This is a genomic window from Streptomyces graminilatus, from assembly GCF_001418565.1.
In the GTDB taxonomy this organism is placed as follows: Bacteria; Actinomycetota; Actinomycetes; order Streptomycetales; family Streptomycetaceae; genus Streptomyces; species Streptomyces graminilatus.
In genome coordinates this window covers 1-17002 of sequence record NZ_LIQQ01000040.1, presented here as the reverse complement: position 1 = coordinate 17002, position 17002 = coordinate 1, and the positions used below count along the sequence as shown (strand labels likewise).

Annotated in this window: 9 protein-coding genes; 4 read left to right on the top strand and 5 right to left on the bottom strand. The window is 71.6% G+C overall.

Annotation, left to right across the window (positions count from 1 at the left end; translation table 11 throughout):
- The 3 genes from AOK08_RS05025 to ku form a co-directional block, all read right to left on the bottom strand.
- A partial coding sequence (locus AOK08_RS05025; RefSeq protein WP_241826836.1) for a type I polyketide synthase occupies positions 1 to 3554 on the bottom strand: 3554 nt, incomplete at its 3' end.
- A gap of 5 nt (positions 3555 to 3559) precedes the next feature.
- Positions 3560 to 11113 carry a type I polyketide synthase gene (locus tag AOK08_RS05020; RefSeq protein ID WP_055524021.1) on the bottom strand — a complete coding sequence of 2518 codons (7554 nt, stop codon included), beginning with the start codon at positions 11111 to 11113 and terminating at the stop codon, positions 3560 to 3562.
- A 492-nt stretch (positions 11114 to 11605) separates the two neighbouring features.
- A complete protein-coding gene (gene ku, locus AOK08_RS05015) occupies positions 11606 to 12736 on the bottom strand; it encodes a non-homologous end joining protein Ku (protein WP_055524020.1) in 1131 nt (376 codons plus the stop codon).
- Between the two features lie 74 nt (positions 12737 to 12810).
- Between ku and ligD the strand changes: the two genes are divergently transcribed.
- Positions 12811 to 13683: a non-homologous end-joining DNA ligase gene (ligD, locus tag AOK08_RS05010; protein WP_055524018.1), complete on the top strand. Its 873-nt coding sequence runs from the start codon at positions 12811 to 12813 to the stop codon at positions 13681 to 13683.
- A gap of 79 nt (positions 13684 to 13762) precedes the next feature.
- Positions 13763 to 14434, top strand: coding sequence for an HAD family hydrolase (locus tag AOK08_RS05005; RefSeq protein ID WP_055524016.1), 672 nt, complete (start codon positions 13763 to 13765; stop codon positions 14432 to 14434).
- Here the strand turns inward: AOK08_RS05005 and AOK08_RS05000 are convergent.
- The gene (locus tag AOK08_RS05000; protein WP_055524014.1) at positions 14415 to 15644 is read right to left on the bottom strand and encodes a helix-turn-helix domain-containing protein; all 1230 of its coding nucleotides are present in this window, start codon (positions 15642 to 15644) and stop codon (positions 14415 to 14417) included. The genes AOK08_RS05005 and AOK08_RS05000 overlap by 20 nt on opposite strands.
- Before the next feature lie 252 nt (positions 15645 to 15896).
- Here AOK08_RS05000 and AOK08_RS04995 point away from each other — a divergent pair, with 252 nt between their 5' ends.
- Both AOK08_RS04995 and AOK08_RS04990 read left to right on the top strand, forming a co-directional pair.
- Positions 15897 to 16106: a hypothetical protein gene (locus tag AOK08_RS04995; RefSeq protein ID WP_055524012.1), complete on the top strand. Its 210-nt coding sequence runs from the start codon at positions 15897 to 15899 to the stop codon at positions 16104 to 16106.
- A complete protein-coding gene (locus AOK08_RS04990) occupies positions 16103 to 16363 on the top strand; it encodes a hypothetical protein (RefSeq protein WP_055524010.1) in 261 nt (86 codons plus the stop codon). Before AOK08_RS04995 ends, AOK08_RS04990 begins: the two co-directional genes overlap by 4 nt.
- An 82-nt stretch (positions 16364 to 16445) precedes the next feature.
- Here AOK08_RS04990 and AOK08_RS04985 read toward each other — a convergent pair.
- Positions 16446 to 17002 (bottom strand): nuclease-related domain-containing protein (locus tag AOK08_RS04985; protein ID WP_055524009.1); only part of this gene is annotated, 557 nt, incomplete at its 5' end.

The window sequence follows — 17002 nt, the reverse complement described above, 5'->3', positions numbered from 1 at the left end:
GTGGCGGAGGGTGCGGTGGCCGGGGTGGGGTGAGTGGTGGAGCCGGGTGCGATGGTCGGGGCGAGGTGAGCGGCTGGGCCACCCGGGTTCTGAGTGGCTCCGGCGGAGTAGCCCGTTGCGGTAACCGGACGGCGGTGGCCCGCGCCGATCAGCTCGGCTGCGGTGTCCGCCGTCTCCCGCAGCAGGGCGCCGAGTTCGGCGGCTGCTGGGAAGCGGTCCGCGAGCGCGTCCAGGGAGGACGTCAGCCCGGTGGCGCCCGGCAGAACGGGGAGACCGGTGGTGGTGGGTATCTCCGTGACGCCCAACACCCCGGCGGCGCGTCGCTGTTGAGCCACCCCCGGTGCCGGGGCGGCAACCGGCGCGGTACCGATGCCCGGCGGCGCGGCGGAGGCGGCTTCGGCGCGCGCCGGTGGGGGCTGGTCGCGCAGTTCCCCGCGCTCCTGTCGGGGCGCGTTCCGCGCCGCCTCCCGAGTGGCCGGGGTACCCGCGTGATTCAGCCCCGAGCTCAGGGCCGAGCTCAACTCCGCGCGCAGTAGCTTGAGCGTCGGCTCGTCGAGGGAGACAAGGGCTCCGCCCAGGTCGAGGCGGACGGGGGGCCGTCGGGACGGCTGATCCCCCTGCACGGAGGCCGATGCGCGCGCCGGTTCGGTGGAGCGGGCGGCAGGACCGGCAGTACGTGGCGCGGCGCCACCGGCGATGACACCCGGCAGCACCGGCACGGAACCCCAGGCACGGGCCGGTTCCGTGGATCGGTCGGTAGAACCGGCACCACGGGACTCGGCACCCGTGGACGCGGAGCCGCCGACGCCGACGCCAGTGTCAGAGTGCGGCACCCCCGGTGTCGTAGACCGCCCCGACACCCACAACGCCGTTGCCACGCGGCGGAGTTGTGCGAGCCCCGCGCGGTGCGGGGAGTTGGCGGCGACGACCAGGTGATCGCGCCCCGACAGCGTGTCGCCGATGAGGGAGCCGAGCTGGCCGGTACCGGCCTGGATGAAGGTCCGGTGCCCGGCCGCGTACATCGCCTCGACCAACTGCCGGAAGCGCACCGGTTCCAGCAGATGCCGTACGAACAGTTCTCGCACCGCCGATTCGGCCGCCGGGAAGGGCGCGGCCGTCGTCCCCGACCAGACGGGAACCGTCGGCGGGTGGAGTCGGAAGCGGCTCGCGCCCTGCTCGATCGGGGCCAGATAGGGCGCCAGCATCGGTGTGTGGAAGCCGGACCGGAACGGCAGCACCTGGCTGAGGACACCCATGGCACGGAACGCCCGGACGAACTCCTCGACCGCCGCGTCCGGGCCGCACACCATCGACTGGCCCGGCGAGTTGTCGTGCGAGAGGACGATCCCGGAGTCCGCCCAGGCGCCCTCCGCGAGTGCCGCCAGGACCCGTTCGGCGGACGTGCCCAGCGCCCCGAACGCCAGCCCCGGCACGCTCAACGTGTCGGGGTCGAAGGTCGCCATGAAGGCGCCGACCTCGTCGCCGTCGTACAGTCCGGCCGCCGCCATCGCCGTCCACTCGCCGACGCTGTGTCCGGCCACCGCGTCCGGGACGATGTCCATTCGGCGCAGCGCCCGGTCGAGCAGCAGCCCGACCCCGACGACCCCGACCCCGTGCCGGCCCACGTCCCCGACCTCGGCCCGTTCGCCGGTCGGGAACACCCCGTCGAGGCCGAAGTGGGCAACGATGTCGTCGACGCGCGGCTCGAAGTCTCCTTCGAGGCCGGGGAAGACGAACGCGAGCCGACCCAACTCGCCTTTCACATGCGTGTGCAGCGGCTCCGAGCGGAACCAGACGTCACTACGGCCCTGCCACGCCCGGCCCTTGGCGACCGCCCGGCGCGCCAGCGTGAGCCGCTTCGCGGTCGGGTCGACGATGCCGAGCCGGGCGGGCCCGGCCTGTGGATGCGTACGGGTGGTGTCGAGACCGGCGGCGAGTACGGCCGTGTCGTCGGCGTCGAGCAGGGCGGCAAGGCCCTCGGGGGTGTCGGCGGCGAGCAGAAGGACGCGCTCGGGCTCGGCGACGGTCACCGTCGGCCCGGGAGAAGCCCCCGCGGACGTCGACCCGGGGGATGCCGTTGTCCTCGTACGCGCCCCCGGCGCCTCCTCCAGCACCACATGGGCGTTGATCCCGCCGAACCCGAACGCGTTGACGGCCGCCCGCCGCACCGGCTGCTCGGCCGTCGTCTCCCAGGGCGCCGCCCGGTCCAGCGGGCGGAACCGGGTGGCCGCGAGGGCGGGGTGCGGGTCGTCGCAGTGGAGGGTGGGCAGGAGCGTGCCGTGGTGGACGGCCAGGGCGGCCTTGACCAGGCCCGCGACCCCGGCGGCGGGCATGGTGTGCCCGATCATCGACTTGACCGAGCCGATCACCGCCGGGGCGCTGCCGCCCGCGTACGCGCCGTTCCCCGGCCCGAACACCTCGGCCAGCGTGGCCAGTTCGGCGGCGTCACCGGCGGGGGTCGCCGTGCCGTGGGCCTCCAGGAGGCCGATCGAACCCGGCTGGGCGGGGTCGAGTCCGGCGGCCCGCCAGGCCTGGCGTACGGCGTGGGTCTGGCCGCCGGGGTCGGGGTTGACGAGCCCGGCGGCCCGGCCGTCGCTGGCCACGCCGGTGCCCCGGATGACGGCATAGATCCTGTCGCCGTCGCGCTCGGCGTCCGCGAGGCGCTTGAGGACGACCACGCCGGTGCCCTCACCGATCAGGATGCCGTCGGCGCCACGATGGAAGGGGCGGATGCGCTGGCTGGGCGAGAGAGCGCGGAGCTGCGAGAAGACACTCCAGAGGGTGATGTCGTGACAGTGGTGGACTCCCCCGGCGAGCATCAAGTCGCAGCGCCCGGACGCCAGTTCGTTCACCGCCTGGTCCACGGCCACCAGCGAGGAGGCGCAGGCCGCGTCCACGGTGTACGCGGGTCCGCGCAGGTCGAGCCGGTTGGCGACCCGGGAGGCGGCCAGGTTGGGCACGAGCCCGATCGCCGACTCGGGGCTGTCGGGGCCGAGTCGGTCCGTGAACGCCGTACGGACGCGGTCGAGTTGGACCGGATCCAGCTCCGGCATCAACTCGCCGAGTGTGCGGACGAGCTGACCCGCCGTACGGACCCGCTGGTCGAGCCGGACCAGGCCCGGGGTGAGGTAGCCGCCCCGGCCGAGGATCACGCCGACGCGATGCCGGTCGGGCAGGTGGTCGTCGCCGCCCGCGTCGGCGAGGGCCGCGGCGGCCACCTTGAGCGCGATGAGCTGGTCCGGCTCGGTGCCCGCGACGGAGTTCGGCATGATCCCGAACCGGGTGACCTCCACCTCCGCCAGCCCGTCCACGAAGCCGCCGCGCCGGCAGTACACCTGGTCGGCGACCGCACGGCCACCGGAGGAGTCCGGCCGGTAGTAGGCGTCCGTGTCCCAACGCCCGTCCGGTACGTCGGTGATGGCGTCGGTTCCGGCGAGCAGGTTCCGCCAGTAGGAGTCGAGGTCGGCGGCGCCGGGCAGCAGCACGGACATGCCCACAATGGCCACGGGCGTCGACGTACCGTCCGGCGAACCGCTGATGTGACGCTCCGTCATGTCGGTTACCAGCCCGACGAGGTGTAGACGACCGCGCCCGCCGGCTGCTCGCCCCAGGCCAGTTCGCGGAGCAGCGCGGCCGTGCCCTCCTCGGGGTCGATGAGCCGCACCCCGCGTCGGGCGTACTCGCGCCCGAGTTCGGGGGTCACCATGCCGGTGTGGCCGCCGGTCGGTGCCCACGGCCCCCAGTGCACGGTCAGGGCCCGCTGCCCGGTACAGGCCGCCCAGGCGGTGCCGAGACTCTGGAGCGCGTCGTTCGCGGCGGCGTAGTCGGCCTGGCCCCGGTTGCCCAGGACAGCCGAGATACTGCCGAACAGGACTGCGAAGGAAGGGCTGTTGGGGAGCTGCTCCAGCGCCCCGAGCAGTGTTTCGGCACCGGTCGTCTTCGTGCCGTAGACACGCTGGAAGGACTCGGCGGTCTTCTCCGCGATGAGCCGGTCCTCGATCACCCCGGCCGCGTAGACGACCCCGTCGAGGCGGCCGTGTTCGGCGTGGATCTCCTTCACCGCCTGGAGGGCCGCCTCCTGTTCCCTGAAGTCGACGCAGTGGTAGCGGGCCGGGCTGCCGAGGGCCGCCAGTTCGTCGAGGGTGGCGGTGATCTCCCGTTGGGCGAGCAGGAGTTCGGTCTCACGGTTGATCTCGGCGGGCGTCGCTCCGCCCCGGGTGGCGAGGGCCGTGCGCAGTTCGGCCCGGGTACGGGCGGCTGCCGTGACCGTGTCCTCCGGGCCCTGGGGGGCGGGGGTACGGCCGAGCAGTTCGATCCGGCAGCGGGAGGCGGACGCCAGCGCGGCGGCGAACTTCGCGGTGATGCCCCGCGCCCCGCCGACCAGCAGCACCACGCTGTCCCGGTCCAGCCCGAGGGCCGCGGCCTCCGCGGCACCGTCGCCGGCCGGTCCGGCGCCGGTGGTGCCGAGTGTGCCGAGCGGGGTCTCGACCAGCTCAAGTCCGTGGCGACCGGCGGCCGTTCGCAGGACGACCGGGTTGCGGTCGGAGCGGTCGGGGCGGTCGGAGGCGATCAGTTCGCCGAGCAGCGCGTCGGCGACAGCGGCGGCGCCCGTCTCACCGTCGGCAAGGTCGCCGGGATCGATGAGGTCGACGAGATCGATGATCCGCGCGTCCGTCTCCGGGTACTCCCTGGCGATCGTCCGGAACAGCCCGTGCAGTCCGGCCGTCCTCAACTCGTCCCCGTACGGGCTTCCTTGCCCGACCACACGTACGCCGAACAGCCAGCGCGGGCCGAGTCCCAGGGCGGCCTTGAACACGGGGAACGCCTCGGGCAGCACCGGCGGCCGGGACGAGGCCAGCGGGTCGAGGTACAGCACTCCGTCAACCGGCCCGACCAGCCCATCCAGCCTGGCCGGCCCATCCTGCCCGGCCGGCCCGTCTTCCCCGGTCGACAGATGGCCGGGCCCGAGAACCACCGCCTCGGCCCCATGCCCGGCAAGCCTCGCCGCGACCTCCCGGGCCACGGCACCGCCGTCGTCGTCACCGAGGATCGCGAACCGCTTTCCGGCCAGCACGGCGGCCGGATCGACCGCCCCGGTCCCGGCCCCGTGCCCGTCCTGGTACTCCAGCAGTACGGGCCGCAACTGGAAGCGCTTCGGCGCCTCACCGGTGACCTCCAAGACCGCGTCGACCGCCTCGACCGCCCCCGGCCGGAGAGGTCGCGCTGCCTCCCCCGGCTCCTCGACCTCGCACGGGCCGGTGAGCCGCGCCACCAGCCACGCCGTGACGGAGGCCGCCGTACGAGCCTTGGTCAGATCCTCCACATCGGCATCACCAAGCACCGCGAGATCACCAGCACCACCGATCCCGAGCCGCACCGCCAACTCACCAGCGATCTCGGCCCGCTTGATCGAGTCGATACTCAGATCAGCCTCCAGATCAAGATCCGGCTCGATCATGTCCACGGGATAACCGGTCCGCTCACTGATGATCTCCAGCACCACCCCCAGCACATCCGCCTCCGCGAACCCCACAGAAACGGGAGCGGGAGCGACAGCAGGAGTGGCAGCGGCGGCAGACCCAGCCTGTGACCCAGCCGCCGTGAGCCGCGCCGCCAGCCATCCCGTCACGGAGGCCGCCGTACGAGCCTTGGTCAGATCCTCCACATCGGCATCACCAAGCACCGCGAAATCACCAGCACCACCGATCCCGAGCCGCACCGCCAACTCACCAGCGATCTCGGCCCGCTTGATCGAGTCGATACTCAGATCAGCCTCCAGATCAAGATCCGGCTCGATCATGTCCACGGGATAACCGGTCCGCTCACTGATGATCTCCAGCACCACCCCCAGCACATCCGCCTCCGCGAACCCCACAGAAACGGGAGCGGGAGCGACAGTGGCAGCGGGGGCAGGCCCCGGCTCGGGCACCGCGTAGAGCGCGGGCGGATACGTGGGTGCGGGCATCGCCTGCTGGAACTGGGGCTGGGGCTGGGCTGCCCGCAGGGGCTCCGGTGCCGATGGCCCCGGTATCCACTGGCCCGGTGTCGCGCCGAAGTACGTGAGGAGTACGTCCCGTTGGGCGGCGACCATCTCGCGGCTGGTGCGCAGGAACTCGGAGATCAGCGCGTCCCTGTCGCCGGCCGGGGCGCCGTCCTGGTGATTCGCGGTCACTGTCGTCGTCTCCACTACGCGTCGGGCCGGTGCGAGGGCACCGGGGAGGAGTTCACCGGCGGCGGTGCGGACCAGGTGGCCGTCGACCGTCCAGCCGGGCCGCTTCGGTGCCTTGGTGCGCAGCGCGTCGACGGCGTCGCGCCCGTGGAACAGCCATCCGGTGCGCACCGGCAGTCCCGCGACGGCCAGTTGGGCCAGCGCGTCGAGCCAGCCGCGCAGTCCGCTGTCGGGGCGCGGTTCGCAGGCGACCGTGCGGTGCGGGCGGTCGCCGAGGATGGCGCCGACCAGCCGGGTCAGTACGGATCCCGGGCCGGCCTCGACGAAGATCCGGGCACCGGCCTCGTACATGGCCTCGATCTGGGCGGCGAAGGCGACCGGGGCGCCGATCTGGGCGGCGAGTTCGGCCCGTACCTCGTCGGCGTCGGTGCCGTAAGGGGCGGCCGTCCGGTTGGACCACACCGTGAACTCGGGTGTGTGGACGGACTGTTGGGAAAGAGCCGTCGCGAACCGGTCCCCGGCCCCGGCGACCAGCGGGCTGTGGAAGGCGCAGGCGACGGGGATGCGCTTCGCGCCGAGCCCGGCGGCGCGCAGCAGTCGTACCGCCTCGTCGACCGCTGCCGTCGGACCTGAAATCACCGTCTGCTGCGGCGAGTTGTGGTTGGCGACGACGACCGAGGCGGGGGCGTCGGCGGCGTGGAGGGCGGCCGTGACGTCGGCGGCGCCCGCCGACACCGCCGCCATGGTGCCCGGGTCGTCACCATTGGCCGTACCGGCGGCGGCGAGGATCGCGGTCGCGCGCTCGGCGCTCAGTGCGAGGAGGGTCTCCGGGTCGAGGGCGCCGGCCGCGCCGAGGGCGACGAGTTCGCCGTAGCTGTGTCCGGCGGCCATGTCCGGGCGTACGCCCGCCGTGGTGAGCAGGGCGTGCGCGGCGAGGCCGGCCATGCCCAGGGCCGGTTGGGCGACCCGGGTGTCGGTGAGCGCGGTGTGCTGGCGGTCGCGGGTGATGTCGTCGAAGGCGGCGGGCGGATAGAGCAGGTCGGCGTGGTCGGCGCCGAGTTCCAGGTAGTACTGGAGCTCGGGGAGGGCGACGAACACCTCCGCGAGCATCCCGGTGCGCTGGCTGCCCTGCCCGGGGAAGAGGAAGGCGACCTGGCCCGCCGTCTCCTCGGGGTCCCGGGCGGCGGCGAGGTGTACGCCGGAGCGCGGGTCGTGTTCCCCCGCCAGTGCCCGCCGCAACTGCCCGGCGAGCGCCGCCGTGTCCGTTGCCACGACGGCGACCTGAACGGGTTCGTGCCGGGCGTCGGAGCGGCGCGAGGCGGCGAGCGCGAGGTCGCGCAGTCGCCAGGACGACTGTTCGTCCTCCGCCGCCTTCAGTACGTCCTCGATGGCCCGCCGGGCCCCCGCCGGGTCCGCCGCGCGGAACGTGAACAGTTCGGCGGGCCAGGCGTCGAGCCCGTGCGTGGGCGGGGTCGAGTCGCCGTATGCCTCAAGCACCACATGGAAGTTGGTGCCGCCGAATCCGAACGCGCTGATCCCCGCGAGTCGTTCGCTCGCGGGTGCGGCCCAGGGCCGCGCCCGGTCGTGGAACACGAACGGGCTGCTGTCCGCCTCCCAGGCGGAGTTGGGTCTGCTGATGTGCAGGGTGGGCGGCTTGACACCAGTGTGCAGGGCGAGCACGGTCTTGATGAGGCCGGCCAGTCCGGCGGCGCACTTGGTGTGCCCGATCTGCGACTTGACCGAACCAAGCGCGACGGCCCCCGACTTGGCTCCGGCGTCGCCGAACACCTCGCTCAGGATGGCGAGTTCGGTTCGGTCACCGACCACGGTCCCGGTGCCGTGCGCCTCGACGAGCCCGACCTCGGCGGGCGACACCCCGGCGTTGCGGTACGCCCGCCGCAGCGCCGTCCGCTGTCCCTCGGGCCGGGGAGCCGTCAGCCCGAGGGAGCGCCCGTCGCTGGAGCTGCCGACTCCCTTGATGACGCCGTAGATCCGGTCGCCGTCGCGCTCGGCATCGGCGAGCCGCTTCAGCACGACGCACGCGACGCCCTCGCCGAGGGCGATCCCGTCCGCCGAGTTGTCGAAGGCGCGCGACCGCCCGGTCGGGGACAGAGCGTGCACGGAGGAGAAGAGCACGTAGTCGTTGATGCCGTTGTGCAGATCGGCGCCGCCGCACAGCACGACGTCGCTGGTCCCGCTCACCAGTTCCTTGCAGGCGACGTCGACGGCGGCCAGGGACGAGGCGCACGCGGCGTCGACCGTGAAGTTGGCGCCGCCGAGGTCGAGGCGGTTGGCGATGCGGCCGGAGATGACGTTGGAGAGCATCCCGGGGAAGGAGTCCTCGGTGAGCCGGGGCAACTGGTCAGCGAGCCCGTCCGGGACCTTGCCGTAGTACGAGGGCAGTACGGCACGCAGCGTGCCCGCGTTGGACAGGTCGCTGCCCGCCTCCGCGCCGAAGACGACCGAGGTGCGCGAGCGGTCGAACTCCCGCCCCTGGTCCCCGTATCCGGCGTGCGCGAGGGCGCGCCGGGCGGCTTCGAGGGCCAGGAGCTGGACGGGCTCGATGCTGCCGAGGGAGGTCGGCGGAATGCCGTACGACAGCGGGTCGAAGGGGATGCGGGGCAGGAAGCCGCCCCACTTGGACGGTGTGACCCCGCCGTCCCCGTCGGCCGCCGAGTAGTGCACGGCGGGGTCCCAGCGGTCGGCCGGCACCTCCCTCACCGCGTCGTGACCGCCGAGGATGTTCGCCCAGAAGGAGGCGAGGTCGGGGGCGTCCGGGAACATGCAGGCCATGCCCACGACGGCGACATCGAGGGGCGCGGGCGGCGCGGTCTCTTCGGCGGGGAGCACACCGAGCGGCTCCCGCAGTTCCGCCGCCCTGCCGGTGAGGAAGTCTGCGGCACCGCCCGCCACGGAGTGGTGCAGTGCGTCGACGGTCGTGGTCGCGGAGCGCAGTACGGCGACTTCCCCGGCCATGAACATGCCCTCGGTGAACTGCCGTTGCTCGTCAACGGCCGCCAACTCGCCCTCGGTGTCCCGCTCGACGCCCTTGCTGGCGATGCGCAGCCGCCCGACGTTGAGCCGTTCGAGCCGCTCCCAGATCTGCCGCTCGGGCGTCCCGCCTTCCCTCAACTCCGCCTCGAACTGGCGGTAGTTGTCGCTGAACGGGCTGGGTACGCACCGGGTGGCATGACCGGGTGCCGTCTCCAGCAGCGCGGTGGCGGTCGCGTCGACGACCTGCTGCTGGAAGAGCGGCTGGACCGCTCCGCAGGCCACGGCCTCCTCGGTGAACAGATAGGCGGTGCCCATCAGCACCCCGACGGACGCACCGTGCGCGGTCAGCGGGGCGGCGAGGGCGGCGACCATCGCGGCCGACCGTTCGTCGTGGACACCGCCCGCGAAGAACACCTCGATCCGCGCCGCGTCCTTGTCCGGCGCTCCGGCGAAGTAGTCGTCGATGACGGCGAGTTGAGCCTCCCAGAGCGGAAAGCTGCCGCGCGGTCCGACATGCCCGCCGCACTCGGACCCCTCGAACACGAACCGGCGTGCCCCGGCTTCCAGGAACTGCTTCAGCAGCCCCGGTGAGGGCACGTGCAGGAAGGTGCTGATCCCGGCCCGCTCCAGTGCCTCGGCCTGGGCCGGACGGCCGCCCGCGATGATCGCGTGCGTGGGCCGCAGCTCCCGTACGGCTTCGAGCTGGGCGTTTCGCAGTTCCTCGGGCGCGAAGCCGAGTACGCCGACACCCCAGGGCCGGTCGTCCCCGACGGCTTCCCGGGTCTCGGCCAGCATGGTCCGGGTCTGCTCGCCACTGGCGAGGGCCAGCGCGACGAACGGCAGCGCGCCGCCCGCGGCGACAGCGGCGGCGAACCCCGCCTGGTCGCTGACGCGGGTCATCGGCCCCTGCGCGACGGGCAGTTGGGTGCCGAGGGCCCGGCTCATCGGGGAACCGGCACGCAACGCGCGTACGGGCCCGCCACCCCCTTCACCGTCCTGTACGACGTCTCGTACGACATCGCGCACCGCGTCAGTGAGGGCGCGGACCGTGCGGGCGGCGTCGCCCCAGCGGTCGGCGAAGCGGGCGGCGAGGAAGCCGTCCTGGCCGACGGGGAGGAGCTGGGTGCGCGGGTCCTGGGCGCCGAGCATCGCCGCGACCGCCACCGGATCGCCGGCCGGGACGGACGGGGCGTCCGGGCCGCGCCGGTGCAGTACGCGGTGACCCGCCACGACGACGGTCTCCGAGCCGTCCATCGAGCGCAGCACGGCAGCCGTCGCCTCCGGCAGCGAGGACTCGGCAAGCAGGGCGAGCTGGCTGTCGAGCACGACACCGGCCGCTCCCCCGGCGACGGCGGCGGCGGCCGTACGGGGGCCGATGCCGCCGCGGGCCCAGACGGGGAGGGCGATGCCGGGTTCGGCGAGGAGCCGTTGCAGCAGGACGAAGGTACTGAGGTCACCGATCCGGCCGCCGCCGTCACTGCCCCGGGCGATCAGCCCGTGCGCACCGGCGCGGACGGCGGCAAGGGCCTCCGCCAGGTCGGTGACCTCGGCGAGGACGCGGTGGCGGGCGGCGAGGGCGGCGAACCCGGCGTCCGATCGGAACGCGTCGGCGGCATCGGGCGCGAGGATCACGGTGTCGGGGCCGCCGTCGCCGAGAAGGTCGGCGGGGGTGAGCCGGCACTGGGGGCCGATGCGTACGCCGTAGCGGAAGCCGGAAGTACCGGAGGCGGGGGTGACGCGGGAGGCGGAGGGAGAGGTGTCGCCGGAGGCGGATGTGGAGGCGAGGCGGCGTATTCTCGCCAGCGCTTCTCTGGCTCTCCGGTCACCGAGGCCCAGGTCGAGTACCCCCAGACCGCCTGCCCGGCTGACGGCGGCAGCGAGCCTGGCGTCCGGCTCACCGAACGGGGTGACTCCAACGATCATGTCTACGGCGCGCACGGCAGACGTCATGATTCTCCGAAATATTCGGTGAAACTGCTCGGTGGGGGTTTTGTGTGACGCGGACGCACTTCACCTCGGGAGGGAAACCAACGGGAAGCTAGCGCCGACATTACTCACGAGTCAATATGGCGCGGAACATTCCCTACGAGGCCGATTCCATTCGGCCACCGGTGTACCGCGAGCCCAAGTCCCGAAAAACTGCCCAATTCCAATCAGTTTCGACGTCACCGCAGCCCCCGGCGACGGGCCCTGCCCGTCAACGGGCAGCCGGAAACCCGGTTGAATTCACTTCCGGCTCATACCTCGGAAACAAAGGGAGCAGGCAACGGAAACCTTGTAAATTCTTCATGTCGGCATCGCGGCGACCGAATCCGGGCATACCTGGATGCCTCTTCGGCACGGCCAAGGGCCGCCAAGGACCCCCGCCCGGCGACACTGACAGACCATCCAATTCCACGCCCCCCTACAGAACAAGAGGCATGACACGACAAAACGAGCGGATCATGCCGAACGCTTGCGAGCGGCAGCCTTCTTGGCGGGGGCTTTCTTGGCCGTGGTCTTCCCGGCGGCGCTGGTCGACTTGTGAGTGGCGCTGGTCGACTTGTGAGTGGCGCTGGTCGATTTGCGGGTGGAACCGGCCGACTCGCCGCCGGTGGCGGCCTTCTTGGCCGCAGCGGCCCTCTTGGTGGCGGCCTTTTTCGCGGTGGAGGTCGACTTCTTCCCGACCTCTCCCTTGGGGGCGGCCTTGGACGCGGCTTTGGGCGCGGCCTTGGCCGCCGTACGACCCGTGGCGCGAGCCCTGATGGGCTCGACCTCCGCGCCTTCCTCCCCCTCCGACTCCTCGGCGACGACCTCGCCCCGCGATTCCTTGGCCTCCCGGACGCTCCGCTCCAGTGCGGCCATCAGGTCTAGCACCTTGCCGCCACCGCTCGGCGCCGGGACGGTCGGCGCCTCCTCGCCGGCGGCCTTGGCGGCGATGAGCTCCTCGACGGCTTCGCGGTAGTCGTCGTGGAGGTCGGCGAGGTCGACCTCGCCCAGGGTGGCCATGAGGGCGTCGGCGAGATCGAGTTCCTGGTCGCGGACGGTGACACCGGTGTCCGGTGCGACATCGTCCGTGCCCCGGATCTCGTCGGGCCAGAGCAGCCCGTGCATGGCGATGACGTCGTCGACGACACGCAGCATGCCGAGGCGTTCCCGCCCCCGGAGCGCGTACTTGGCGATGGCGACCTTCTTGCTGCGCTTCAGCGCCTCGCGCAGCAGGGTGTAGGGCTTTGCGGCCGGGACCCCGTTCGCGGACAGGTAGTAGGCGGTGTCCATCTGAAGCGGATCGATACGGTCACCGGGCACGAAGGCGACGATCTCGATGGTCTTGGCGGTGGGCAGGGGCAGCGACGCCAGATCGTCGTCGGTGATCGGGATCATCGTCCCGTCGGCACCCTCGTACGCCTTGCCGATCTCGTCCCCACGGACCTCGCGGTCCTCCATCTCGCACACCTTGCGGTACCGGATGCGTCCGCCGTCCTCGACGTGGATCTGCCGGAAGGAGATGGAGTGGCTCTCGGTGGCGTTGACGAGTTTGATCGGGATGCTGACCAGCCCGAAGGAAATGGCGCCGTTCCATATGGATCGCACAGGAGAACCTTCCTGCTGGGGCCTACAAGGCCTACGAGGGTGGCTTTGCCCCGCTTTCGTGGGATTCTCATCGTATGACGCCGATCACGGAGGTGGAGGGGCGAAGGGTGGCCCTCTCGAACCTGGAGAAGGTGATCCACCCGGCGACAGGCTTCACCAAGGGCGAGCTGCTCCACTACTACGCCATCACGGCGGAGGCCATGCTCCCCCACCTCCTCGACCGCCCGGTCTCCTTCCTCCGCTACCCGGACGGCCCCGACGGCCAGGTCTTCTTCACCAAGAACGTGCCGCCCGGTACGCCCGACTGGGTCACCACATCGGTGGTCCCGCGCTCGGAGGGCCCGGCCCGCATGGTCCTGATCCAGGACCTGCCCTCGCTGATGTGGGCGGCGAACCTGGTCACGGAGTTCCACACGCCGCAGTGGCTGATCGACTCCCCCGGCGAGGCCGACCGGCTGGTCCTGGACCTGGACCCCGGCCATCCGGCGACGATCGTGGAGTGCTGCGAGGTGGCGCTCTGGCTGCGGGAGCGGCTGGCGGCGGACGGTATCGAGGCGTATACGAAGACATCCGGCTCGAAGGGCCTGCACCTCTTGGCGGCTCCGGCGACCCGGACCACGTCCTCCGAGATCTCGGCGTACGCGAAGGAACTGGCGGTCGAGGCGGAACGCGCCCTCCCCCACCTGGTCGTCCACCGCATGACGCGCAGCCTGCGCCCCGGCAAGGTCTTCGTCGACTACAGCCAGAACGCGGCCAGGAAGACGACGGCGACCCCGTACACCCTGAGGGCACGCCCGGAGCCGACGGTGTCGACACCGGTGACGTGGGAGGAGGTGGCGGGGTGCACGGATCCGGCCCAACTCACGTTCAGGGCCGGGGACATCCCACCCCGACTACGGTCGTACGGGGACCTGCTGTCCCCGCTCCTGCTGCCGCAACGGCCTTGAGCCGCTTGAGCACGGAGGACATGGGGAGATTGCGCTGGTCGCACCCACCAGCACGCGCAGCCAGTGGATAATCGCGCTCATGATTCGCGCAGTTGTCTTCGACGTCGGCGAGTGTCTTGTGGACGAGACGAGGGAGTACGGGACTTGGGCCGACTGGCTCCAGGTGCCGCGTCACACCTTCGCGGCCGTGTTCGGTGCGGTCATCGCTCAAGGGCGCGACTACCGGGAGACCTTCCAGGAGTTCCGGCCCGGGTTCGATCTGGACGAGGAGCGCGAGAAGCGTTCCGCCGCCGGGCGTCCGGAGGCGTTCGGTGAGGCGGATCTCTACGACGACGTACGGCCCGCACTCGCTCGGCTCCGGGCCGACGGACTGTGGCTCGGCATCGCGGGCAATCAGACGGTCCGGGCCGGGAAGATCCTCCGGGAACTGTTCACTGACGATGTCGATCTGATCGGGACCTCAGACGACTGGGGCGCGAGCAAACCCGACCCCGAGTTCTTCCGGCGCGTCGCAGAAGTCGTCCCGTTCGCGGACGGAGAGATCCTGTACGTCGGCGATCGGGTCGACAACGACCTGCGCCCGGCGGTCGCGGCCGGCATGCACACCGCGTTGGTGCGTCGTGGCCCCTGGGCGACGATCCAGTGGCGGACCGAGGAGGCGGAGAAGCTCCCGGTGTTCAGGATCGAGAGCCTCAGTGAACTGCCCGCGCTGATCCGGGACTTCAACGAAGTCAGCGAGCCAGCGCGCTGACCGTCGTCGACCAGCCGTACAGCCGGTCGTCCAACTCCCGTACGCACCGCTTGTGCTGGTGCGGCACCAATGCGCGCCGCACCTCACGCACCCGGTCCATGCCCATCGCGTACCAGGTACGTTCCAACTGATCGAGCGCCCGCAGTGCGTACCGGCATGCGGCCTCGGGGTCGTTGGCCGCAGCCTCGACGGCGGCCAGGTCGCCCAGGACGACGGTTGTCTGCTTCTCCTCACCGGAGTTGAATGAGCCGAGGACGGCGAGCAGCGTTTCGCGGGCTTGCGGCAGATGCCCTGCCGTCAGTTGCGTGTTGCCCTTGAACGCGGCCAGCCGCGCGGGGCTGAACCAGTCCAGCCACTCGGGCGACGCATGCTCAGAGCCCGAGGCAAGGACGTCTTCGGCATGCCCGATCAGATGCAGCGCTGTTCGGGAGTTGCCGCAACGCGTCTCGCACTCGGCTTCCACCGCGTCGAGCCACGCGAGGAATTCCGCGGAGGCGGGGCCACGGCGCGCGTAGGTACGGGCCGCGGTCATACGCTCGACGGCCTCGTCCCGGCGGCCCTCCCACCCCGGGATGAACGCTGTGTGCGCGAGAATCGCCGAGCCGAGCAACGGGGCATCTGCTTCGGCCGCCGCTTGCAGCGCGCGAAGCAGTGTCTGCGCGGCACGCTCGGGCTCACGCAAGTCGAAGAACTCGATCCGGCCGGCAAGCATGAAGGTCTCAGCGAGCGCCACCGCAACGGTCGCACGAGTTTGCCCCGCCGTCTGGGGCAGCAAAGCACACCCGAGAGTCGAGTGCGCGAGCACTGGCGGATGCAGCACGGCCGGAGCGACCGACCGGTAGAGGCGCCTGTGCGATCGCGTCACCACCGCGTAGTCCGCAGCGACGGTGGCGGGCTGGAGCGGGGCCACGGCCTGAGTGGGGATCGCGGCATGACTGGCTGCCAGGGGCATCGCGGTGAGCGCAGTGCGATGCCTGCTGTTGGCGGCCATGCCGTCCGGTGGCGTGAACCCCAGCGATTCAAGGTCCTGGCCGAGCGTGCGGGTCAGCACCTGCTGTACGTCCGGCTGTGGCCACGGCGGGTTCGGCGACTCCCAGCGCCGCACCTGACGTACTCCCACGCCGAGAGCATCGGCGAGAGCCTGCTGTGATGCGTACCCCGCGGCCAGCCGAGCCGACTTCAGACGGGTGTTGCCTGCGGACCGGCCCACTGATCCACCTCCTACTAGACCACCGCCGACACTGCCACAACGAGCCCTCTTTTGCATGCCCTTTCATCCGAAAGGGGCAATGGAAGTCCCATTAGTGGCAATATAAAGCCCTCTGAAAGTCCTAGATGCAAGGACTTTGCGCGGCCACCATTACGTCATGACCACAGGGAGCAACGTCGTTCGCACCTACAGGGTTCGCCACAAGGAGCCCCAACAGGAAGCATTCCCAACGCGGTTGAACGGAGCCAAGTGATGAGCGCGGGGAAGATCAAGGCCGCCGCTCAGCAGGTCGAAGACACCATGCTGCGCGCCTACCGCCTCTGGTTCGAGCACGCCCGCAAGTGCGACACCTGCAAGCACGAGAGCAGCGCACGCGACGGCTGCGAGGTAGGACGGGAACTGTGGGGCACGTACTGCCTCGCACGGATCGCCCACCCCGAGGAGAAGGGGCAGCCGTCATGACCTGGAAGGTCGAGCGCACCCCCGGACGACCTCTCTGCCGCACCGAGGACGGCCTCTTCGCCGTCCCACTCCGCCTGACCCGCGACGGCGACCACCTCACCGACACGGCCCTGACCCTCACCCCGGCCGAGGCCGAACACCTCCACGCCGCCCTGTGCCGCGCCCTCGACGGCCAGCCGGCGCCCCCATCCGCACCGGACTGCCGCCAGAGTGGCCGGACGTCGCCCGGCACCGCGCGCATCGCGGGCCGCGCATAGGACGTATCCTTCCTGTCCCTCCGATGGCCGCCGTTCCCAGGCAAGGCGGCCGTCCGAACATGCCCCCGCCAACGCGCCGCCCCTACACCCGCCCCCAAGTCCCCCGATCCCGCGCCACCGCATGCAACGCCTCCACGTCCGCCGGCTTCAGCACGCCACCCAGTCGTGTCAGGCCCGCGAGGTCCGTGTGCTGGAGGACTCTGACCTCGCGGAGCGGTACCGGCACCCTCAGGGTGGCCGGGCCCGCCAGGGCCAGGACGGGGTGGACCTCGGCTGTCAGGGCGTACGAGGCTCGGCTGGCGTCCGCGCGGACCCTGTGGAGCAGGGGGTACGGATCGCGGCGGGCCACGGAGACCATCGGGTCGGTGACCACTACCCGCTGTTTACGGGCGTACAGCGTGTGGACCGCGAACAGGCCTCCCGGGCCGATCACCAGATGGTGGATCCGGTCGCCGCCGGGCAGGGGGAGCGAGTGCAGGGTGTGCCAGCCCGCGCCCTCCAGAGCCTCCAGTGCCTCGCCCACCGTCTGTTCCGCCGCCAGGGCGCGCCGCCTGGGGTCCGGGCGGAGGCGGTGGGGCGGGCCCGGGTCGCGGTCCAGGGCGATCTGGAGGGCCTCGCCGGGACGGTTGGGGGCCAGGT

Bases quoted from the DNA above. Each gene is read 5' to 3' on its own strand.
- AOK08_RS05020 (WP_055524021.1), bottom strand. From the start codon at position 11,113: ATGACGTCTGCCGTGCGCGCCGTAGACATGATCGTTGGAGTCACCCCG.
- ligD (WP_055524018.1), top strand. From the start codon at position 12,811: ATGACGCCGATCACGGAGGTGGAGGGGCGAAGGGTGGCCCTCTCGAAC.
- AOK08_RS05005 (WP_055524016.1), top strand. From the start codon at position 13,763: ATGATTCGCGCAGTTGTCTTCGACGTCGGCGAGTGTCTTGTGGACGAG.
- AOK08_RS04995 (WP_055524012.1), top strand. From the start codon at position 15,897: ATGAGCGCGGGGAAGATCAAGGCCGCCGCTCAGCAGGTCGAAGACACC.
- AOK08_RS04990 (WP_055524010.1), top strand. From the start codon at position 16,103: ATGACCTGGAAGGTCGAGCGCACCCCCGGACGACCTCTCTGCCGCACC.